Genomic DNA, 18,714 nt, shown 5'->3' with positions numbered 1-18,714 from the left:
AGTCGTACTCCCGTCGCTTCGCTCACCTGGAGCGTCTTGCGCTCACCTGGTCCACCATTCTGGCACCCGAGCTCGTGACCCCACCGTTGACACCTCGCCCCCGACCGTGGTCAGCTGCGGCAATGAACACCAGCCCAAGAGTGTTCACCGATGTGTTTGGCGAGGCCAAGCTCGGGCCGGTGACGCTGCGCAACCGCATCATCAAGGCGGCGACGTTCGAGGCGTCGACGCCCGATGCCCTGGTCACCGACGATCTGATCAACTATCACCGGCTACCGGCCGCGGGCGGCATCGGCATGACGACCGTCGCCTACTGTGCGGTGACCCCCGGTGGCCGTACGGATGGCTGGCAGCTCTGGATGCGCCCCGAGGCGGTCCCGGGCCTGCGTCGCCTGACCGACGCGATCCACGCCGAGGGCGCCGCGATCAGCGCCCAGATCGGTCACGCCGGTCCCGTCGCGAACGCCCGCACCAACGCGGCGCCGGCCTTCGCACCGGTGCGCTTCTTCAACCCGTTGTCCATGCGGTTCGCGAGGAAGGCCACCCGTCGCGACATCGAGGACATCACCGCCGCCCACGCCAACGCCGCACGCCTGGCCATCGAGTCCGGCTTCGACGCCGTCGAGATCCACCTCGGACACAACTATCTGGCCAGCTCGTTCCTCAGCCCGCTGATCAACCGTCGCACCGACGAGTTCGGCGGGTCGCTCCGCAACCGCGCCAAGGTGGCCCGCGGGCTGGTGCGGGCCGTCCGGGCGGAGGTGGGCGACCGGATCGCGGTGACGGCCAAGCTCAACATGTCCGACGGCGTCCGCGGCGGCATCTCGCTGGACGAGTCGCTGCAGACGGCGAGGTGGCTCGAGGAGGACGGCGGACTGGACGCCCTGGAGCTCACGGCGGGCAGCTCACTGCTCAACCCGCTGTACCTGTTCCGCGGCGACGCCCCCATCAAGGAGTTCGCCGCGGCCTTCAAGCCGCCGCTGAGCTGGGGTCTACGCCTGACCGGCAAGAAGTTCCTCCGCGAGTACCCCTACCGCGAGGCCTACCTGCTGGAGCAGGCCAAGCAGTTCCGGGCCGAGCTCAGCATGCCGCTGATCCTGTTGGGCGGCATCACCAGTCGCGCGACGATGGACCTCGCGATGGCGGAGGGCTTCGACTTCGTGGCCATGGGCCGCGCCGTGCTGGCCGAACCCGATCTGGTCAACCGAATCAGGGACTCCGACCCCGCCCATCCGGTGGGTTCGCTGTGCACGCACTGCAACAAGTGCATGGCGACGATCTACAGCCAGACCCACTGCGTGCTGACGGGCGCGCCGCTCACCGTGGGTTCGGCCGGCCGTCAGCCGTGACCCACCTCGGCGGGCAGCGGCGGCGGTAGCGGCGTCGTCGGCGTCGGGGTGACCGGCACCGCGCTCGGCTGGGTGGGCGCGGTGCTCGTCGTCGACGATCCGGACGTTCCCGAGGCTCCGGAGGTTCCCGAGGACGAAGATCCCGGCGCCGAGCCGTGGAAGTCGATCATCGGCTCCTTGCGAATCTGCTCACCGCCGGAGCTGACGATCAGCGCGCTCGAGGTCACCGTGTAGGTGATGCCGTCGTTCTCGGCGACGTAACCGCGATCGCTCGACGTGGCAACCAGGATCAGTCGCGCGCCGTCGCTGACCCGCACACCCCGGTACTGGAACTGGCCCGATGAGTCGTCCTTGCAGATCGCCACCCGCGAGCTCGCCGTGTAGCCGAAGGCGACGGCCTTGCTCGGCGGGGCGCACCGGGCCGTGGAGTCCACGAACCCGCGCTCGTCACTGGCGGGCGGTTCGGCCGACGCGGCCGGCATCGTGGCGACCACGACGCCCGCGGCGACGAACGTGGCGAGCCCTGCCGCAGACAGACCCGCCCGCAGGTGCGACCAATTCACGAAACCAACCCCTCGTTCGGCGTGCGACTCTTCCGACTCCCGGACATCGTCGCATCGCAGCGGGGTGTTGGGGCGGCACGGAGAACGCGCGTCGCCGGTTCAGCGGATCCGTTGGTTGGCCGCCTCCTGTGCGACGGGCGCCAGTGGCGAGATGCGGTAGTCGCGAAATTCGACCATCGTCTCGTCGCGCAGCACCCGCATACCGGTCATCAGCAGCAGTTTGTGCTCGGACACCGTGTACGAGACGGCGTCGCTGCGCGCGCCGAAGCAGCCGTTGGTCAGCGACGTGGCCGGCAGCACCAGAACGGCCTCGTCGCTCAGCCGCATGCCACGGTATTCGTAATTCCCCCGACCGTCGGTGCAGATCGCGACCAGCGACAGCGTGGTCCGTCCCACCACGACGGCAGTCTGGTTGGGCCCGCACCGCGCCGGCGAATCGACGTATCCCCGGCCGTCCGTCGGCACCGTCGGAGGCTTCGCCCAGGCCGTGGGCAAACCAAGACCGGTAGCCGCGCCGGACCAGCCCGCCGCGGCCACGAACAGTCCGGCCACCATCGCGCAACCCATGGTCCGAGACCGCCCGAGAACGGTACGCGTCGCAGTCATTCACCAAGAAGACCATGCAGATCGCGCAACCACCAGAGCGTGGCCGATTGCGTAGCAAACCGTTAACGGTCCGAGACCTGGCGCGGCGACCGCACGCGCGAAGACGTCCGGCGCGCGGCGGGTCGAACCCCTCCACGATTTGCCCCGCAACGAAGTGCACCCCCGCCGGCCCCGAACGGCGCCCCGACCCGTGCCCGGTGCGTCCAGCGCCTCCCTCGCTCGCGGGGTCGATACCGATAGAGTTGGTCTCGATGACGCGACCTGCCCCTCCCGCACTCACCGTGCGCTACGACGGCTCACCCCGCACCTTCTCCCCAGGCAACGACGTCGTCGTAGGGCGTGACCTGCGTGCCGACGTCCGTGTCGCCCACCCGCTGATCTCCCGGGCGCACCTCCTGCTGCGGTTCGACCAGGGCCGCTGGATCGCCATCGACAACGGCAGCCTCAACGGCCTCTTCGTCAACGGTCAGCGCGTGCCCATGGCCGACATCACCGATGGCATGGCCGTCAACATCGGCAACCCGGACGGCCCCCGCCTCACCTTCGAGGTGGGCCGGCACCAGGGTTCGGCGGGTACGCCGCCGCAGACCGCACAGGTGCCGATCGCCCGCCAGAGCACGTCCTGGCCCAGCACTCCTCCGTCGACGGGCTACCCGCGCACCCAGCCGCCGCCGTCCAGGTCACAGCCGGCTTATCCGCCCCCACCGCACCAGCCGACGTCGCGGCCGCAGCCGATGTATCCGTCGGGCCCTGCGCCAACCAGCGGCCCGCAGAGCTACCGGCCGGTCAGCGCACCGCAGCCCGCCGCCCAGCCGCTGTCCAGCGCCAGCCTGGATCCGACCGCCACCCAGATGGGGCCGACGGCAGCGCCCCGGTCCAGCGACGGCAACCTCGCGACCAGCATGCTCAAGATCCTGCGCCCGGGCCGGCCGGACGTCCCCGCCGGTGGCATCAAGATCGGTCGCGCCACCGACAACGACATCGTCGTTCCCGACGTCCTGGCGTCACGGCACCACGCCACGCTGGTGCCAGGCCCCGGTGGCACGCAGATCGTCGACAACCGCAGCATCAACGGCACGTTCGTCAACGGTCAGCGCGTCGAGACCACGACATTGCACGACGGCGACGTGGTCACGATCGGCAACATCGACCTCGTCTTCACCGGCGGCACCCTGGCCCGCCGCAACGAGACCGACGTCGCCACCCGGACCGGTGGCCTGGACGTTTACGGCGTCACCTGGACCATCGAGGGCAACAAGACGCTGCTGGACAACATCTCGCTGACCGCGCGACCCGGCACCCTGACCGCCGTCATCGGGCCGTCCGGCGCTGGCAAGTCGACGTTCGCGCGACTGGTGGCGGGCTACACCCACCCGACGACGGGCCAGGTGGCCTTCGAGGGTCACGACGTCCACGCCGAATACGCCTCGCTCCGCTCCCGAATCGGGATGGTGCCCCAGGACGACGTGGTGCACGGTGAGCTCACCGTCCGACAGGCGTTGATGTACGCCGCCGAGCTCCGGCTGCCCCCCGACACCAACCGGGCCGACCGCGAACAGGTCGTCAACGAGGTGCTCGAAGAGCTCGAGATGACCAAGCACCTCGACACCCGGGTCGACAAGCTCTCGGGTGGTCAGCGCAAGCGGGCGTCGGTGGCCCTGGAGCTGCTGACCGGGCCATCGCTGCTCATCCTGGACGAACCCACCTCGGGCCTGGACCCGGCACTGGACCGCCAGGTGATGACGATGCTGCGCCAGCTCGCCGACGCGGGTCGCGTGGTGCTCGTGGTGACGCACTCGCTGACCTACCTGGACGTCTGCGATCAGGTGCTGCTGCTGGCACCCGGCGGCAAGACCGCGTTCTGCGGGCCGCCGAACATGATCGGACCCGAGCTCGGCACCACCAACTGGGCCGACATCTTCAGCACGGTCGCGGGCGATCCCGAGAGCGCCAAGCGCCGCTACCTCGAGCGCCACGGCCCGCCGCCCCCACCACCTGCCACCCAGGCGCCCCAGGACCTCGGATCGCCGACGCGCACTAGCGTGCCCAAGCAGTTCTCCACGATCGCTCGTCGCCAGATGCGGCTGATCGTCTCCGATCGCGGCTACTTCCTGTTCCTGGCGTTCCTGCCGTTCATCATGGGGGCGCTGTCGCTGTCGGTGCCGGGCGACGTTGGCTTCGGCGTCCCGAAGACCGCGCTGGAGGGCGGCGCGGCGCCCAACGAACCGGGCCAGATCCTGGTGCTGCTCAACGTTGGCGCCATCTTCATGGGTACCGCGCTGACGATCCGGGCGCTCATCGGAGAGCGGGCGATCTTCCTGCGCGAGCAGGCCGTCGGCTTGTCCACCACGGCCTACATCCTCGCGAAGGTCGTCGTCTTCGCCGGTTTCGCGCTGCTGCAGTCCGCGGTCGTGGTCGCCATCAACGTCATCGGTAAGGGCTGGGGTCCAGGCGCGGTCAGCAGCGGCGTGGTGATCCCCAACCGCTCCCTCGAACTGTACGTCGACGTCGCGGCCTGTTGTGTCGGAGCCGCCATGGTCGGTCTGGCCCTCTCGGCCCTGGCCAAGACGAGCGAGCAGATCATGCCGCTGCTGGTGATCGCGATCATGAGCCAGCTGGTGTTCCAGGGCGGCATGATCCCGGTGACCGGCCGCATCGTGCTCGACCAGATGTCGTGGGTGACCCCGGCGCGGTGGGGTTTCGCCTCCACGGCGTCGACGATCGACCTGTTGCGACTGGTGCCGGGTCCGCTGACACCGCAGGACTCGCACTGGAAGCACGCCGCGGCCACCTGGTGGACCAACATGGGCTTTCAGGCGGCAATCTGCGTCGGCTACCTCAGCTTCGTCCGGTTCAAGATCCGGCTCAAGGGCGGCTGACCCCCGCCCTCCTTCTCCCCGCGAACAGACGCTCTCCTACTCGCCGTGGACGTCCAACCCCTGCGCGGCGGCGTAGGCGAGCGCCTGGCCAATGTCGATCTTCGCGCCGCGGACCTTCGCCGTGGTCCAGAACGTCGGGTCGACGAGCGCTCCGCGCAGATCGGCCTCGTCGAGGCGAACGTTCTGCGTTCGCGCGCCGCGCAGGTCGGTCCTGCGCAACACCGCCTTGCGCAGGTCCGCCTCGACCAGGCTCACTTCACGCAGCCGACAGTCGGAAAGGTCGATGCCCCGCAGGTCGCAGCCGCCGAGCACGGCCAGGGTGAGGTCGACCTCGACCATCGTGAGCGGCCGCAGCCGGCATTCGGTGAACACCGAGCCCAGCAGCGTGCAGTGGCGGAACACGCCGTGCATCAGGGACGTCCGCCGGAACGTGCAGTTGCGGAACGCCGAGCCCTGGTGCTCTGACTCGGTCAGGTTGACGCCGCTGAAGTCGCAGTCGGTGAAGACGACGCGCTCGGTGCGCAACCGGCTCAGGTCGTCATCGCGGAAGTCGTGACCGGTGAACTCACGGTCTACCCACTCCTGGTCGAAGCCGCTCACCGTCAACCGGGCAGCGAGCTGAGGTTCATCAGCGCGTACTCGGTGATGGCGATCAACGCCGCCCGCGCGGACTGCCGGTCGCGGGCATCGACGGTCACCACCGGGACCTGATCGCGCAGTGCCAGCGCCTTGCGCACCGCGTCGGCCGGGTACGTCGGGCCGCCGTCGAACTCGTTGACCGCGATGAGGAACGGGAGCCGGCGGGCCTCGAAGAAGTCGACGGCGGCGAAGCTGTCCTGCAGTCGGCGGACGTCGACGAGGATGATGGCGCCGATCGCCCCGCGCACCAGGTCGTCCCACATGAACCAGAACCGTCGCTGACCGGGCGTACCGAATAGGTACAGAACCAGGTCGTCGGCAAGGGTGATCCGACCGAAGTCCATCGCGACCGTGGTGGTGTTCTTGTTGGGCGTGGCGTCGAGGCCGTCGACTCCCCGCGAGGCGTTGGTGACGATGGCCTCGGTGCGCAGCGGCATGATCTCCGAGACCGCGCCGACGAAGGTCGTCTTGCCGGCGCCGAAACCCCCGGAGATGACGATCTTCGTGGCGCTGGAGCGCCCTTCAGTCGTAGCGCTCGAGCGCCCGTCAGAGTGCCCGTAGGCCACGCAGCGTCCTTCCGATGAGTTCTCGTCGTTCGTCGGTGCTCACCGACGCGCCAAGGGTGGCGTCCACTCGAAGATAACCCTGCTCCACGAGATCGCCGATCAGTACACGCGCGACACCGAGCGGTAGCTCCAGCCGGGCGGCGATCTCGGCCACCGACGGTCCGTCGGCCCCCAGCCCGAGGATCCTGGCACGGACGTCGCCGCCGGGCCAGTCGTGGGCGGATGGGTGGCGCAGCGTCCGGATGGGTGCCTCCAGCGGGAGGTGGACGCTCGAGGCCGTGCGGCCCGCGGTCAGTGTGTAGGGACGGACCAGGCTGGCCTCGTCGAGGGGCTCGCGGGGCTCCCAGACGTCACGCGGCGGATGGTCCATGGCGGCTCACGAGCGCTGCGCCGTGCGGCGGCCCGACTGGATGACGGTGCCGACGCGTTCCACCAGAATCGCCATCTCGTAGCCGATCTGCCCGATGTCACACGACCGCGTCGCCAGCGTGGCGAGGTTCGATCCGTCACCGACCCGCATGAGCAACAGGTAGCCGTTCTCCATCTCCACGACCGACTGCAGCACGTACCCGCCGTCGAAGAGCTGGGCCGCCCCGGTCGACAGGCTGGCCAGTCCCGACGCCACGGCCGCGAGCTGGTCGGCCCGCTCGGTCGGCATGTGCTGGCTGGCCGCCATCAGCAGCCCGTCGGCGGACACCAAGATGGCGTGCGAGACACCCGCGACCTCGCCGGCGAACCTGGAGACCAGCCAGTCGAGGGAGTCACGCTGGGTGGGGCGGGTCATTCTCGGGTCAGTCCTCGTCTGTCGAGCGGGCGTGCGCACGGCCTGCGTGGACGCCGCCGAAGTGGCTGACGATGCTGTTGCGGACGGCTTCGGGATCCCTTGGGATCACGATCGGTCCGGTGTCGAGCGCCTCGTCGGCGTCGCCGATCACGTCGTCGGCGTCCACCCCGCGGTGGGCGCCACCGTTGCGCCCATGATGCCCGTTCTCCCCGGACGCGGCTGCGCCGGGCACCAGCCGGGCACCGGGCTGCCGCAGCGGCAGGCCCTCGTCGGTGTGCTCGGCGACGGGCGCCTCCTCGGCGGCGGCCGCGGCGGACCAGCCCTGGTCCCAGACCGTCTGCCAATCCAGGTCGACGCTGTTGGCCAGCTTGAAGGGATCGTCGATCAGCCACTCCGACAACATCGACTGGTAGATGGCGTCGTCGGTGGCCGGCGCCGCCTCGGGGCGCTGCGCGTCGGCGGCCGATTCGTGGCGGGCGGCCTGCGCCTTGGCCGCGAAGTACGACGACGTGTCCGTCGGGACGGGCCGCTCGGAGGACTCGACGGGCAGCTGCCAGCGCTGCGGTTCCTCCGTGGACCGCGCCGGCTCGGCCGACCAGTGCTCCGCCGGCCACTCGCGGGCGGCTGGGCGCTGCTGGTCGCTCCGAACCTCGATCGGTGCCGACGGAATGTCGGAGATGCCGCTGGCGCCCGGGTTGCGCTGGGGCAGCAGCGAAACGGGGACGTCGGCGTGACCGCTGCGGTAGTCGGGGGCGCTCTGACCCACGCCGGCATCGGAGTAGTCGTCGTGATCCTCGACGAGCGACAGCACGGGCGGGGCATTCTCGGCGTACTCGTCGGGGCCGGCGTAGGTCGGAACGCCGTAGTCGTCGGCACCGGCGTGGGGCGCCCCTGGGCCGTGCAGCAGCAGTTCGGCGGGGATGAACACTCCCGCGGTGGTACCCGAATTGGGTTCGGCGGCAACGGTGTTGCGCAGTCGCACGGCCAGCCCGTGGTGGGCAGCGAGCCGGCCGACCACGAACAGGCCCATGTGGCGGGCGGTGTAGGGGTTGACCTCGCCGCCGGACTGTAGGCGCGCGTTCGAGACGCGCAGGTCGGCGTCGGTCATGCCGAGGCCGTGGTCGCTGACCTCGATGACCAGTCCCCCGTTGCCGGTGTGCACCGCCGACACCCGCACCTCGGAGACCGGCGGTGAGTAGCGCAGCGCGTTGTCGAGCAGTTCGGCGAGGATGTGGACCAGATCACCCGCGACCACCCCGAGGACCTCGCTCTCCGGAACGGTCGCGGTGACCACCCTGGTGTAGTCCTCGACCTCGGAGGCGGCCGCGTTGACCAGCGTGGCGATCGGGACTGGGTCGGCCTGATCGCGCGGCACCCGCGACCCGGCGAGCACGAGCAGGTTGGCCCCGTTGCGCCGCATCCGGGCGGCCAGGTGGTCGAGCTTGAACAGGTTCTCCAGCCGTTCGGGATCCTCCTCGTTGCGCTCGAGCCGGTCGATGAGGCTCAGCTGCTGGTCGACCAGCGACCGGCTGCGCCGCGACAGCGTCTCGAACATGTCACCCACCTGCAGCTGCAATCGAGCTTGCTCGGCGGCCAGGAACACCGCCTGCTCGTGCAGTTCGTCGACGGCGTGGGCGACTTGCCCGACCTCCTCGGTGGTGTCGACGGGCAGCGGCTGAACTGCGCTTGGCGCGCCCCCGGTGCGCACCCGCTCGAGTTCTCGGGCCAGATCCTCGTGGGCCACCTTCAACGCGCTGTCGCGCAGTCGCCGCAGCGGACGAACCAGGGAGCGCGCCACGACGAGGACGACGACGACGGCGAGCAGGAGCGCGGCGGCGACGATCGCCGAGTCGCGAATCGCCTCTTGCCGTTTGGTGTTGGCCCGGTCAGCGAGGGCCGAGGTGACCGCCGGAGTCGTGGAGTCGATGATCTTGGTGGCGATGTCGTTGGTCGTCCGCAGTGACGCGCTCAGCTCCGGGTTGGCGACCAGGACGACGGCGGGGTCGGACATCATCGCCATCCGCTTGACCATCTCGTCCTGCAGCTTCTGCGCATCCGGCGAGCCGACGCCGAGCACCTGCGCCATGCCGAACAGGGTCGAGGGTTCGGTGCCGGCGAGCGTGATCATCGACGTGCGCAGTTCGGGCTCGGGTAGGTCGCCCCCGAGGTTGACCAGCAGCTGCTGCATCATCATCTGGCCCCGGGCGCCGATCGCCCGGCTCAGCCCCTGGGTCTCGGTGCGGATCTTCTCGTCGTCGACGCGGACCGAGCCGTTGACGGCGTCCTCGGCGGTCAGCAGGATCGGCGCGTACCCGGTGATGCGGCCGCGCAGGTCGATGCCGTTGGCGGTGACCTGATCCAGCAGCGACTGGCCCCCGTCGAGCAGGCGGGTGACGCCGGTGCGGACGTCGGGCACGACGTCGGTCTCGGCCAGCCTGCGCGCCAGGTTCTCCTTGCTGGTGTCGAATGCACTCAGCGAGGCCTGCGCATCGCCACCGGTGGAGTTGGCCAGCAGCGCGCCCTCGAGGGCGGCCATGTACTTCTCGATCGACGGCACCATCTCGGCCCGGTCGGCGGCCAGCCGAAGGTCGTCGGCCTGGGACCAGCCGGTGTAGACCCGCAATCCGCCGAATGCCCCCGCCAAGAGCAACGGCAGCAAGACGATCGCGAAGACCTTCCAGCGAACCGGCCAGTTGCGCAGCGACCACCGCGACGGCCGCTTGGTCTGCCGCGGCGGATTCGTCGCGAATTCCTGAGGTGCAACGTCGCGCGATTGGTCGGCGAATGCAGTCATCGCGACCCGGCCGAACTACCGGTCGCTCGTTGGCATTTCATCGATGGCGCGTGGTTCATAAGGCTTCCTGCTGCTCTTCGCCCAGGTACGGGCAGGCCCCGGAAGATCCAGTCCACCCGGCAATTCGACGAGTATGACAGCGATGTGCGGGCGTTTCTACAGTTCTTACTGAACAGACAGAGTTCGTGACCGTCCCGTTGCGCGTCCGTGTGCTATGAGAGCAAATGTCGTTGCACTACTGAGATCATCGTCGAATGTTTCGGGTCATGTTCAACTCTCCCCGCATCGCGCCGAATACCGGAAATGCGATCAGGATGGTCGCAGCAACCGGTTGCGAATTGCACCTCGTCGAACCGCTCGGCTTCGACTTGTCGGAGCCGAAGCTGCGCAGAGCGGGGTTGGACTACCACGATCTGGCGTCGGTCACGGTGCACGCGGACCTGGCGTCGGCCTGGCAGGCGGTGATGCCGGCGCGGGTGTTCGCGTTCACCGCCCATGCCGACGCGCATTTCGGCGACGTCGACTTCGTCCCCGGCGACGTCCTGCTGTTCGGGCCGGAACCCACCGGGCTGGATGAGCAGACGCTGGCCGACCCGCACGTGACCCAGCGGGTGCGGATCCCGATGCTCGCGGGCCGGCGCTCGCTGAACCTGTCGAACGCCGCGGCAGTCGCGGTCTACGAGGCCTGGCGCCAGCAGGGTTTCACCGGCGCGGTGTGAGCTACCAGGTGTTCCAGTGGCTGAGCTGCTCGGCGGGCAGCCGCTTGGCCGGCTTGAAATCGGTGCCCTTGGTGTAGGCAATGGGGAACAGCCCGCCCTGGGCGTACTTCTCGAACGGGATGCCGAGGACCTCGGCGGCCTGCTTCTCCCCGTCACCCATCAGATGCAGCGTCGTCCATGCCGACCCCAGACCACGCGAGCGCAGCGCGAGCATGAAGCTCCACGCGGCCGGCAGCAGCGAGCCCCAGAATCCGGCGCTCGCCCCCGCCGGGGCACCGTCGGGCCGGCCCTCCAGGCATGGGATCAACATGACCGGCACCTCGTGCAGGTGGTCGTTGAGGTACTTGGCCGAGTCGACGACCTTCGGCGTGCGCTCGTCGCGGCTGTCGCCGTAGGTCGGCTTGGGTTGGTCCAGGTACGGCGTGGCCGCGACGCGGTAGATGTCGGCGATGGCCTTCTTCTTCTCTGGGTCGTCGACGAAGACGAACTGCCAGCCCTGGGAGTTCGATCCGGTGGGCGCCTGCAGCGCCAGCTCGAGACATTCCATGACGACCTCGCGCGGCACCGGCTTCTCCAGGTCGAGGCGCTTGCGCACCGAACGGGTGGTCGTCAGGAGTTCGTCGACGGTGAGATTCAGCGGCTGAGACGTCATGACCGGAGACTACCGTCGTAAACATGAGCGCTGATCTGACACCTGAAGTGATCGATCGACTGACCGCGGCCCAGTACGGCTGGCTCACCACGGTCGCCAAATCCGGCCAACCCGTCCCGAAACTGGTCTGGTTCTACTTCGACGGCTCGGCCCTGTTCATCTACTCCGCACCGACTGCCGCCAAGGTCGCCCACGTCCGGCGTCAGCCCCGCGTGAGCGTCAACCTGGACTCCGACGGCAACGGCGGCGGCATCATCGTGGTGGGCGGTGCGGCGTCGATCGACGCCGAGGGCGTGGACTGCCGCCAGGACGGACCGTACTGGGCCAAGTACGGCGAGCTCTCCGACAGGTTCGGGCTGACGGACACGATGGGCAACTTCGGCACTCGCCTGCGCATCACCATCGACAAGGTGTGGACCACACCGACCGAAGGTTGACGAACACGAGATTGACGAACACCAGGCCCTCCCCCGGGGATTGGTTGGGGAGGGCCTGGTGGGTTCGTGGACGCTGACCTACGGGTTACCTTCCGGTCAGGTGGGCGATGTAGGCGGGGCCGTGGTTGCCGTACCAGCCGGGGCCGACGGTCGGAGCCGGGGTGGCGTAGGTGCCGGGGCTGAAGCTGTTGCCCGGGCCCTGGGGGCTGGTGTTGGTGGCGGCGCTGGCGGCGCCGGCCAGGCCGAGGGCGGCGGCACCGGCGATGGCGGTGGCGGCCAGGGTGCGGGTGATGATGTTCATGTCGAACTCCTTTGATCGAGTGGGTGTTTCGGCGTTGACATGACTATCCCGCGGTTTCGGGGCCGGGTCTGTCGGGCAGGTGGTGGATGACGGGGTGGAAACCCGTGTCCCCCGATCGGGGGAACGCTCGCGCTACTGGAAGTCCCGCGAGGTGGACTTCACCCGCAGGTCGATGGGACTCATCCGGTCGGCAGCCACGGTGACGGCGCCCGTGGCGTTCTGCACGATGCCCCGGATCACCAGCGCCGAAGCGGTCTGCGCCAGCTTGCGGTGCCGCGCCCACACCCCCTTCGAGCACATCACGTTGACCATGCCCGTCTCGTCCTCGAGGTTCATGAACGTCACACCCTGAGCCGTCGCCGGCCGCTGCCGATGGGTCACCGCGCCCGCCACCAGGACGCGCGTGCCGTCGGGTACCGACAGCAGCCGATCGGCGGGCACCACCCCCAGCTCGTCGAGTCGATCACGCAGGAACTGGATGGGATGGCTGTCCGGAGAGATGCCGGTGGCCCAGACGTCGGCAGCCGCCAACTCGAGGGCGGTCATACCGGGCAGCGACGGCACGTGCGTACTAGACCCGACGCCGGGCAACCGGTCGGGACGCTCGGATGCCGCGGCGCCCGCCGACCACAGTGCCTCCCGCCGCTCGATGCCGAAGCCGTTGAGCGCCCCCGCCGTGGCCAGCGCCTCGGTCTGAGGCACCGAGAGTTGCACCCGGCCCGCCAAATCCACCAGAGAAGTGAACGCGCCGTTGACCTTTCGCTCGTCGACGATCCGTTCGGCCAGCTCGTCGCCAATGTGGCGAACGCTGCCGAGCCCCAGCCTGACCGTGTTGCCGGCATCCTCCAGCGTCGCGTGCGCCAGGCTGGCGTTCACGTCGGGCCCGTGTACCAGCACCCCGTGCCGACGGGCGTCGGCGACCAGCGACTGCGGGGAGTAGAAACCCATCGGCTGGGCCCGCAGCAGGGCTGCGCAGAACACGGCGGGGTGGTGCAGCTTGAACCACGACGAGTAGAACACCAGTGACGCGAAACTCAGCGAATGACTCTCCGGGAAACCGAAGTTGGCGAACGCCTCCAGCTTCTCGTAGATGCGGTCGGCGACCTCCCCGGTGATGCCGTGACGCTCTCGCATGCCGTCGTAGAACCGGCCGCGCAGCCGCTGCATCTTCTGCGTCGACCGCTTGGACCCCATGGCCCGGCGCAGCTGATCGGCCTCGGCGGCGGAGAACCCCGCGCAATCGACGGCCAGCTGCATCAGTTGCTCCTGGAACAGCGGGACGCCCAACGTCTTTCGCAATGCCTGTTCCATCGACGGGTGGTCGTATGTGACGTCTTCCTCTCCGTTGCGGCGCTTGATGTACGGGTGCACCGAACCGCCCTGGATGGGCCCGGGCCTGATCAGCGCGACCTCGACCACCAGGTCGTAGAACACCCGCGGCTTCAACCGCGGCAGGGTGGCCATCTGCGCGCGGGACTCCACCTGGAACACCCCGATGGAGTCGGCGCGCTGCAGCATCTCGTACACACCCGCTTCACTCAGGTCGAGCTTGGCCAGATCGACCTCGATGCCCTTGTGCTCGGCGATCAGGTCGATGGCGTAGTGCAGCGCCGAGAGCATGCCGAGCCCCAGCATGTCGAACTTCACCAAACCGATTGCCGCGCAATCATCCTTGTCCCACTGCAACACGCTGCGGTTCTCCATGCGCGCCCATTCCACCGGACACACGTCGGCGATGGGTCGGTCGCAGATCACCATGCCGCCGGAGTGGATGCCCATGTGCCGCGGCAGGTCCTTGATCTGCAGCGCGAGGTCGATCACCGAGTCGGGGATCTCCTCGACGTCGGGCGAGTCGGCCAGCCCGTTCCATCGGCTGATCTGCTTGCTCCAGGCATCCTGCTGGCCCTGTGAGAAGCCGAGCGCGCGCGCCATGTCACGCACCGCGCTGCGACCGCGGTAGGTGATGACGTTGGCCACCTGCGCGGCGTAGTCCCGGCCGTAGCGCTGGTAGACGTACTGGATCGCCTGCTCGCGCAGGTCCGATTCGATGTCGACGTCGATGTCGGGCGGCCCGTCGCGGGCCGGTGACAGGAAACGTTCGAACAGCAGCTCGTTGGCGATCGGGTCGACATGGGTGACGCCGAGGGCGTAGCAGACCGCGGAGTTGGCCGCCGATCCCCGGCCCTGGGCCAGGATGCGGTTCTCCCGGCAGAACCGGGTGATGTCGTGGACCACCAGGAAGTAACCGGGGAAGTTCAGCTGGCTGATGACCTTCAGCTCGTGCTCGATCTGGGCGTAGGCCTGCGGGGCGCGTTCGGGTGGGCCGTATCTGTCGCGGGCGCCGGTCATGGTGAGGTGCCGCAGCCAGCTGTCCTCGGTGTGCCCGGGAGGAACGTCGAACGGCGGCAGCTTGGGGGCGATGAGCGCCAGGCCGAAGGCGCACTGTTCGCCGAGCTCCGCCGCGGCCGCCACCGCCCCGGGATGGTGGGCGAACAGACGGGCCATCTCCTCCCCCGACCGCAGGTGCGAACCACCAAGCGGGGCAAGCCAACCGGCGGCATCGTCCATCGAATTGCGCGCCCGGATGGCCCCCATGGCCATGGCCAGCCGGCCACGGGACGGCTCGGCGAAGTGCGCGGCGGTGGTGGCGACGACGCCGACTCCGAAGCGGGGTGCCAGCTGGGCCAACGCGGCGTTGACCTCGTCGTCGTGCGGGTGCCCGTGACTGGTGAGCTCGACGCTCACCCGCCCGCGCCCGAACCGCTCCACCAGATCGGCGAGCGCCGCCTCGGCCGCCTCGGGGCCGCCCGTCGAGAGTGCTTGGCGCACATGGCCCTTGCGACATCCGGTGAGCACGTGCCAGTGCCCACCCGCCGCCTCGGTCAGCGCGTCGTAGTCGTAGCGCGGCTTGCCCTTCTCCCCGCCTGCCAGATGCGCCTTGGCCAGCTCGCGCGACAGCCGTCGGTACCCCTCGGGCCCGCGAGCCAGGACCAGCAGTTGCGGCCCCGGCGGGTCGGGCACCTCGGTGCGCGCGACGTTGCCCAGCGAGAGTTCGGCGCCGAACACCGTCTGCACGTCGAGCTCCCTGGCCGCCTCGGCGAATCGCACCACGCCGTACAACCCGTCGTGGTCGGTCAGCGCGATGGCCCGCAGGTTCAGCCGGGCCGCCTCCTCGACGAGTTCCTCGGGCGTGCTGGCACCGTCGAGGAAGCTGTACGCCGAGTGGGCGTGCAATTCGGCATACGGCACCGACGATGCCGGTGTCGGCGGCCGGCTCACCGGCTCGTAGGCGCCGCGCTTGCGCGACCACGCCGGACTGTCGCCACCGTCACCGGTCGGCTCGGGCAGCCGCGAACCGGCGCGACGCGGCTTGCTGGTGAGGATGCGCTCCATCTCGCCCCAGCTCGACGGCCCGTCGTTCCAACCCATCCCTGCACCGTAATCGAACAAACGTTCGATTGCCACGGCCGGCGATGAGTTCTCCGGTCGGCATCGGTCGACACCACCAGAGACGAGACCACCACGAGGAGACGCGCATGACCCCCACCGCCCTGCCCCCCGTCGTCGATAAGGACACCTGGCGCAGCGCCCTCGACGAGCTGCGCGCCAGGGAGAAGGCCGCCACCCGCGAGCTGGACGCGATCGCCGCGCAGCGCCGGCGCCTCCCGATGGTCGAGATGGCTGAGTACACGCTGATCGGTGCCGACGGACCGGTCTCGCTGGCCGAGGTCTTCGACGGCCGCCGCCAGCTCATCGTCTACAACCACATGTGGTTCGACGACCAGGAGTGGCAGTGCGGCGGGTGCACGGGCTTCACGTCGCAGTTCACCCGGCTGGACTTCCTGTCCAACTACGACGCCCGCTTCGTCATCGTCACCAACGGCCCGATCGACCAGGCGCTGGCGTACAAGGCGAAGGTCGGTAACCAGATGGAATGGTTCTCTTCGTCGGAGAGCACCTTCGGTGCCGACGTGGGGGCGGCACCGGGAACGGGTTTCGCGGTGAACGTCTTCCTGCGGGACGGCGATACGGTCTACCGCACCTGGCACACCGACGGTCGCGGCACCGAACAGCTCAGCCACACGTTCGCGCTGATCGACCTGCTGCCCTGGGGCCGCCAGGAGCAGTGGCAGGACTCCCCGCCGGGCTGGCCGCAGGCGCCGACCTACTCCAAGTGGCTGGACTCACCTGCCGTCGCGAGGTTGTACGGCACCGGTTAGCGCAACGGAATGTCGCGTCCCCGTTCGGCTTCCGGCCGCGGACCGAAGTATCTACGGTCGGCCTCGTCGATCGCGACGTCGTTGATGCTGGCCTCGCGCCGGCACATCAAGCCGAGCTCGTCGAACTCCCAGAGTTCGTTGCCGTAGCTGCGGTACCACTGCCCGCCGGCATCGTGCCACTCGTACTGGAAGCGCACCGCGATCCGGTCACCGCCGAAACTCCACAGGCTCTTGCGCAGCACGTAGTCGAGCTCGCGCTCCCACTTGGCCGTCAGGAACTCCACGATCTCGGCCCGTCCGGTCAGGAACAGGTCGCGATTGCGCCACTGGGAATCTTCGGTGTAGGCCAGGCTCACCCGGTGCGGATCGCGGGTGTTCCAGGCATCCTCGGCGGCTTGCACCTTGATGAGCGCGCTCTGGAGGTCGTAGGGAGGGAAGGGCGGTTTGGACTCGGTCATGATGGTCATCATGACTCTACGTCTGGACGGCACGGTGGCCTTGGTGACGGGTGCGAGCAGCGGCATCGGCGAGGCCACTGCGCTAGCGCTGGCCGCCGAGGGTGCCACGGTCGCACTGCTGGCGCGACGGCGCGACCGGCTCGAGGACCTGCGCGCCCGGATCGGGTCGGCCGGCGGCCGGGCGATCGCCGTCGAGGCCGACGTCTCGGATCGGCAGCAGGCCGCCGCGGCCGTGGACGCCGTCGTCGCCGAGCTGGGCCGGCTGGACACCGTGGTGAACAACGCGGGTCTGATGCGGATCGGGCCGGTCGCCGAGGCCGACCCCGGGGACTGGGACACGATGCTCTCGGTCAACGTCCAGGGGCTGCTGTACGTGACTCGCGCCGGCCTGCCGCACCTGATCGCCGCGGCCGCCGACTCGCCGCGCGGTGTGGCCGACGTGGTGAACGTCAGTTCCACCGCGGGCCGCATCGCCCGGCCGGGGACCGCGGTCTACGCGCTGACGAAGTTCGGCGTCGGCGCGTTCTCCGAGGCGCTGCGCCAGGAAGTGCTCGGGCAGCGGGTGCGCGTCGGCCTCGTCGAACCAGGCACCGTGCGCACCGAGATCACCGACGCCCTGCCCGAGGCCGACCGCGAGGCCATCGAACGGCGTAGCCCGGGCATGGTGAAGCTGGAGCCGCAGGACATCGCCGAGGCCGTCACGTTCATGGTGACCCGCGACCGGCGCGTCGCGGTCAACGAGATCCTGGTGCGCGCGGCCGAGCAGACCTGGTAGCGGTCAGTCGGCGTATTCGACCGTGCCGTCCTCCAGCACGACGCGCAGGTTCGACCCGTCGGCCTCGGCGGCCTCGGTCCGGAACACCGCGTGCCCCGGCTCGGTGCGCCACACCGACGTCGTCAGCGTCTCACCGGGGAACACCGGTGAGGTGAACCGCGCGCCGATGGCCTTGATCTTGCTGGCGTCGTTGCCGCCGAGCTCGGCTACCAGTACCCGGCCCGCCACGCCGTAGGTGCACAGCCCGTGCAGGATCGGCTTCGGGAAGCCGGCGAGGTTCTTGGCGAACCACGGGTCGCTGTGCAGCGGATTGCGGTCACCGGACAGCCGGTAGATCAGCGGTTGGTCCTCGGTGGTGGGCAGCGCGACCTTGGCGTCGGGTTCGCGGTCGGGGATCTCCGGTTTGACGGGCCGCTCGCCGGGCTGCCCGCCGAACCCACCCTCGCCGCGGATCACCGCGGTGGACACCGTCTCGGCCACCAGCTCGCCGGTCTCGGGATCGGTGCCGACGCCCTTGAACACCAAGATGGCGTTCTTGCCCTCGCCCTTGTCCTGGATGTCGACGACCTCGGAGTGGACGAGCAGCTTGCCCGACGGCGGAAGCGGCCGGTGCAGGCGGATCTCCTGCGAACCGTGGAGCAGCATGGCGAAGTTGAAGCTGCCGACCTCGCCGACCGCACCCCACGCGGGGCAGGCGATCACGGCGTAGGTCGGGAACACCTGCTGCGGGATGTCGTGGCTGTTCTCGGTGGTGAAGGCCAGATCCTTGGTGCCGGCGCCGACGCCGAGTGCGTACAGCAGCGTGTCGCGCTCGGTCCATTCGAACGGCTGCGGCGCGGTCGTTGCACCGATGGCATCGGGGTTGATCGGCATGCATTCTCCCTTGAAGGCGGTGGCGTCTCGGTTCGGACGATAGCGCGGGACTGGCACGCCCAGTCCGATCGGGTCACACGTCGTTGACCTTCGCCGGGA

The 18,714-nt window shown here is 69.3% G+C and carries 18 protein-coding genes; 6 read left to right on the top strand and 12 right to left on the bottom strand.

From position 1 onward, the window contains the following. Positions 1–122 precede the first annotated feature (122 nt). Positions 123–1,349, top strand: a complete 1,227-nt coding sequence (locus tag SBI80_RS02425; RefSeq protein WP_318972829.1) for an NADH:flavin oxidoreductase — start codon at positions 123–125, stop codon at positions 1,347–1,349. Here the strand turns inward: SBI80_RS02425 and SBI80_RS02420 are convergent. Both SBI80_RS02420 and SBI80_RS02415 read right to left on the bottom strand, forming a co-directional pair. Next, the gene (locus tag SBI80_RS02420) at positions 1,340–1,912 is read right to left on the bottom strand and encodes a hypothetical protein (RefSeq protein WP_318972828.1); all 573 of its coding nucleotides are present in this window, start codon (positions 1,910–1,912) and stop codon (positions 1,340–1,342) included. The genes SBI80_RS02425 and SBI80_RS02420 overlap by 10 nt on opposite strands. A 99-nt stretch (positions 1,913–2,011) precedes the next feature. Further along, positions 2,012–2,518: a hypothetical protein gene (locus SBI80_RS02415; protein WP_318972827.1), complete on the bottom strand. Its 507-nt coding sequence runs from the start codon at positions 2,516–2,518 to the stop codon at positions 2,012–2,014. A 251-nt stretch (positions 2,519–2,769) separates the two neighbouring features. Between SBI80_RS02415 and SBI80_RS02410 the strand changes: the two genes are divergently transcribed. Continuing rightward, positions 2,770–5,397, top strand: a complete 2,628-nt coding sequence (locus tag SBI80_RS02410; RefSeq protein ID WP_318972826.1) for an FHA domain-containing protein — start codon at positions 2,770–2,772, stop codon at positions 5,395–5,397. 36 nt (positions 5,398–5,433) lie between these two features. On the opposite strand, the gene SBI80_RS02405 is transcribed toward SBI80_RS02410, so the two are convergent. From SBI80_RS02405 to SBI80_RS02385, 5 genes are read right to left on the bottom strand one after another with little or no spacing between them, the layout of a single operon-like run. After that, complete coding sequence (locus SBI80_RS02405; protein WP_318972825.1) at positions 5,434–5,997, bottom strand: pentapeptide repeat-containing protein; 564 nt, start codon at positions 5,995–5,997, stop codon at positions 5,434–5,436. Between the two features lie 2 nt (positions 5,998–5,999). Continuing rightward, a complete protein-coding gene (locus SBI80_RS02400; protein WP_318972824.1) occupies positions 6,000–6,602 on the bottom strand; it encodes a GTP-binding protein in 603 nt (200 codons plus the stop codon). Then, positions 6,583–6,972: a DUF742 domain-containing protein gene (locus tag SBI80_RS02395; RefSeq protein WP_318972823.1), complete on the bottom strand. Its 390-nt coding sequence runs from the start codon at positions 6,970–6,972 to the stop codon at positions 6,583–6,585. Before SBI80_RS02395 ends, SBI80_RS02400 begins: the two co-directional genes overlap by 20 nt. Positions 6,973–6,978: 6 nt before the next feature. Next, a complete protein-coding gene (locus SBI80_RS02390; RefSeq protein ID WP_318972822.1) occupies positions 6,979–7,386 on the bottom strand; it encodes a roadblock/LC7 domain-containing protein in 408 nt (135 codons plus the stop codon). Positions 7,387–7,393: 7 nt separating this feature from the next. Further along, entirely contained in the window at positions 7,394–10,180 is a 2,787-nt protein-coding gene (locus SBI80_RS02385) for a HAMP domain-containing sensor histidine kinase (RefSeq protein ID WP_318972821.1), read from the bottom strand. A 254-nt stretch (positions 10,181–10,434) separates the two neighbouring features. Between SBI80_RS02385 and SBI80_RS02380 the strand changes: the two genes are divergently transcribed. Beyond that, positions 10,435–10,899: a tRNA (cytidine(34)-2'-O)-methyltransferase gene (locus tag SBI80_RS02380; protein ID WP_318972820.1), complete on the top strand. Its 465-nt coding sequence runs from the start codon at positions 10,435–10,437 to the stop codon at positions 10,897–10,899. A gap of 1 nt (position 10,900) precedes the next feature. Here SBI80_RS02380 and SBI80_RS02375 read toward each other — a convergent pair whose 3' ends face one another. Further along, positions 10,901–11,551, bottom strand: coding sequence for a nitroreductase family protein (locus SBI80_RS02375; protein WP_318972819.1), 651 nt, complete (start codon positions 11,549–11,551; stop codon positions 10,901–10,903). Positions 11,552–11,574: 23 nt separating this feature from the next. Here SBI80_RS02375 and SBI80_RS02370 point away from each other — a divergent pair, with 23 nt between their 5' ends. Further along, on the top strand, positions 11,575–11,988 hold the full coding sequence (locus SBI80_RS02370; RefSeq protein WP_318972818.1) for a TIGR03667 family PPOX class F420-dependent oxidoreductase: 414 nt from the start codon (positions 11,575–11,577) through the stop codon (positions 11,986–11,988). Between the two features lie 85 nt (positions 11,989–12,073). Here the strand turns inward: SBI80_RS02370 and SBI80_RS02365 are convergent, their stop codons facing one another. Then, entirely contained in the window at positions 12,074–12,289 is a 216-nt protein-coding gene (locus SBI80_RS02365; protein WP_318972817.1) for a hypothetical protein, read from the bottom strand. A gap of 132 nt (positions 12,290–12,421) precedes the next feature. Next, a complete protein-coding gene (locus tag SBI80_RS02360) occupies positions 12,422–15,718 on the bottom strand; it encodes an error-prone DNA polymerase (RefSeq protein WP_318972816.1) in 3,297 nt (1,098 codons plus the stop codon). 107 nt (positions 15,719–15,825) lie between these two features. Here SBI80_RS02360 and SBI80_RS02355 point away from each other — a divergent pair, with 107 nt between their 5' ends. Further along, positions 15,826–16,509 (top strand): DUF899 domain-containing protein, encoded by a 684-nt coding sequence (locus SBI80_RS02355; protein ID WP_318972815.1) that lies wholly within the window; start codon positions 15,826–15,828, stop codon positions 16,507–16,509. On the opposite strand, the gene SBI80_RS02350 is transcribed toward SBI80_RS02355, so the two are convergent. Then, positions 16,506–16,967: a nuclear transport factor 2 family protein gene (locus tag SBI80_RS02350; protein WP_318972814.1), complete on the bottom strand. Its 462-nt coding sequence runs from the start codon at positions 16,965–16,967 to the stop codon at positions 16,506–16,508. The two genes, SBI80_RS02355 and SBI80_RS02350, sit on opposite strands and share 4 nt — an antisense overlap. A 10-nt stretch (positions 16,968–16,977) precedes the next feature. Between SBI80_RS02350 and SBI80_RS02345 the strand changes: the two genes are divergently transcribed. After that, the gene (locus tag SBI80_RS02345; protein ID WP_318972813.1) at positions 16,978–17,742 is read left to right on the top strand and encodes an SDR family NAD(P)-dependent oxidoreductase; all 765 of its coding nucleotides are present in this window, start codon (positions 16,978–16,980) and stop codon (positions 17,740–17,742) included. Positions 17,743–17,745: 3 nt separating this feature from the next. On the opposite strand, the gene SBI80_RS02340 is transcribed toward SBI80_RS02345, so the two are convergent. Further along, entirely contained in the window at positions 17,746–18,615 is an 870-nt protein-coding gene (locus SBI80_RS02340; protein ID WP_318972812.1) for a MaoC family dehydratase, read from the bottom strand. Positions 18,616–18,714: the final 99 nt, after the last annotated feature.

The organism is Mycolicibacterium sichuanense, from assembly GCF_033741125.1.
GTDB lineage: Bacteria > Actinomycetota > Actinomycetes > Mycobacteriales > Mycobacteriaceae > Mycobacterium.
The sequence above is the reverse complement of the archived record's forward strand: the minus strand, read 5'-3'. Positions and strand labels throughout refer to the sequence as shown.

What these genes read in the sequence shown, in the direction of transcription:
- SBI80_RS02425 (WP_318972829.1), top strand. Translation starts at nt 123, where the DNA reads ATGAACACCAGCCCAAGAGTGTTCACCGATGTGTTTGGCGAGGCCAAG.
- SBI80_RS02415 (WP_318972827.1), bottom strand. Translation starts at nt 2,518, where the DNA reads ATGACTGCGACGCGTACCGTTCTCGGGCGGTCTCGGACCATGGGTTGC.
- SBI80_RS02410 (WP_318972826.1), top strand. Translation starts at nt 2,770, where the DNA reads ATGACGCGACCTGCCCCTCCCGCACTCACCGTGCGCTACGACGGCTCA.
- SBI80_RS02395 (WP_318972823.1), bottom strand. Translation starts at nt 6,972, where the DNA reads ATGGACCATCCGCCGCGTGACGTCTGGGAGCCCCGCGAGCCCCTCGAC.
- SBI80_RS02390 (WP_318972822.1), bottom strand. Translation starts at nt 7,386, where the DNA reads ATGACCCGCCCCACCCAGCGTGACTCCCTCGACTGGCTGGTCTCCAGG.
- SBI80_RS02385 (WP_318972821.1), bottom strand. Translation starts at nt 10,180, where the DNA reads ATGACTGCATTCGCCGACCAATCGCGCGACGTTGCACCTCAGGAATTC.
- SBI80_RS02380 (WP_318972820.1), top strand. Translation starts at nt 10,435, where the DNA reads ATGTTTCGGGTCATGTTCAACTCTCCCCGCATCGCGCCGAATACCGGA.
- SBI80_RS02375 (WP_318972819.1), bottom strand. Translation starts at nt 11,551, where the DNA reads ATGACGTCTCAGCCGCTGAATCTCACCGTCGACGAACTCCTGACGACC.
- SBI80_RS02370 (WP_318972818.1), top strand. Translation starts at nt 11,575, where the DNA reads ATGAGCGCTGATCTGACACCTGAAGTGATCGATCGACTGACCGCGGCC.
- SBI80_RS02365 (WP_318972817.1), bottom strand. Translation starts at nt 12,289, where the DNA reads ATGAACATCATCACCCGCACCCTGGCCGCCACCGCCATCGCCGGTGCC.
- SBI80_RS02360 (WP_318972816.1), bottom strand. Translation starts at nt 15,718, where the DNA reads ATGGGTTGGAACGACGGGCCGTCGAGCTGGGGCGAGATGGAGCGCATC.
- SBI80_RS02355 (WP_318972815.1), top strand. Translation starts at nt 15,826, where the DNA reads ATGACCCCCACCGCCCTGCCCCCCGTCGTCGATAAGGACACCTGGCGC.
- SBI80_RS02350 (WP_318972814.1), bottom strand. Translation starts at nt 16,967, where the DNA reads ATGACCGAGTCCAAACCGCCCTTCCCTCCCTACGACCTCCAGAGCGCG.
- SBI80_RS02345 (WP_318972813.1), top strand. Translation starts at nt 16,978, where the DNA reads ATGACTCTACGTCTGGACGGCACGGTGGCCTTGGTGACGGGTGCGAGC.
- SBI80_RS02340 (WP_318972812.1), bottom strand. Translation starts at nt 18,615, where the DNA reads ATGCCGATCAACCCCGATGCCATCGGTGCAACGACCGCGCCGCAGCCG.